The sequence below is a fragment of the Rhizobacter sp. P2_H2 genome, from assembly GCF_056403375.1.
In genome coordinates this window covers 1-1,176 of the sequence record NZ_JBFUFP010001387.1, presented here as the reverse complement: position 1 = coordinate 1,176, position 1,176 = coordinate 1, and the positions used below count along the sequence as shown (strand labels likewise).

1 protein-coding gene and 2 pseudogenes are annotated in these 1,176 nt (G+C 70.3%); all 3 read left to right on the top strand.

Annotated features, from left to right (window positions below; all coding sequences use genetic code 11):
- Nucleotides 1-246 (top strand): annotated as a pseudogene (locus tag AC1D15_RS33315) (hypothetical protein); the annotation flags it as partial.
- A complete protein-coding gene (locus tag AC1D15_RS33310; RefSeq protein WP_477829434.1) occupies nt 243-902 on the top strand; it encodes a response regulator in 660 nt (219 codons plus the stop codon). The pseudogene AC1D15_RS33315 and the gene AC1D15_RS33310, both read left to right, overlap by 4 nt.
- Nucleotides 902-1,176: pseudogene (locus AC1D15_RS33305) on the top strand (hypothetical protein); the annotation flags it as partial. The gene AC1D15_RS33310 and the pseudogene AC1D15_RS33305, both read left to right, overlap by 1 nt.

Sequence of the window (1,176 nt, the reverse complement as noted above, 5' to 3'; positions counted from 1 at the left end):
GGCCTGCCCAGCGACCAGGTCACGGTGGTGTGGGCGCTGGGGCTGGCCGCCTTGTGGACGCAGCGGCTGTCGGTGCTGTGCTTTCCGCTGCTGGCCACTGGCTTGCTGCTCGGCCTGGGGCGCGTCTACGTCGGCGTGAATTTTCCGTACGACATCCTGGCGGCGCTGCCGGTGGCGCTGGCCGGCGCGCTGGCCGCGTGGGGGCTGCGGCACCTGCGAGCCCGCTGGCGCAGGATGCGTGCATGAGAGTCCTGTTGATCGAAGACGATGCGATGGTGGGCAAGGCGGTGCACCGCGGCCTGGTCGACGCGGGCTTCGCGGTCGACTGGGTCACCGACGGGCGCGCCGGCGAACTGGCGCTGGGCAACCGCGTCTACGACGCCGCGATCCTCGACCTGGGCCTGCCGAAGAAGGACGGCATGGCGGTGTTGCACACGCTGCGCAACGCGCACAACTCGGTGCCGATCCTGATCGCCTCGGCGCGCGACACGGTGCGCGACCGCATCGACGGGCTGGAAGCCGGCGCCGACGACTACCTGCTGAAGCCCTTCGACCTCGACGAACTGGTGGCACGCATGCGTGCGCTGGTGCGCCGCCACATGGGCAGCGGCACACCCTTCCTGGAGGTCGGCTCGCTGATGCTGGATCCGCTGCGCCGCCAGGTGATGCAGGCGGGCGTCGAGGTCGAACTCTCGCCGCTCGAGTTCTCGGTGCTCGAGGCGCTGATGCGCCGGCCCGGCGCGGTGCTGTCGCGCGAGCGCCTGGAAGAGGCCGTCTACGGYTGGGGSGARGAGGTSATCAGCAACGCGATCGAGGTGCACCTGCACAACCTGCGCAAGAAGCTCGGYGCCGCGGTGATCAAGAACATCCGCGGCGTCGGCTACCGGGTGACGGAGGGCTGATGCACTCGATCGAACGCTACCTGCTGGCCTGGCTGATGGGCGCGCTCGCGCTCGGCGGCCTGCTGGTCGCCATCGTCACCTACCTGGTCACGCTGGACGAGATGAACGAGGTGTTCGACGCCGACCTGAAGAACGTGGCCCAGTCGGTGGCGCGCTACCACCGCGCCGCCTACGACGCGCGCCGCCACGACGCGCTGGTGCTGCCCKAGCGCAGCGACACGCCCGAGGACGTCGAGATCGTCACGCTGACCTGGACCGCCGACGGCGAGCGCGT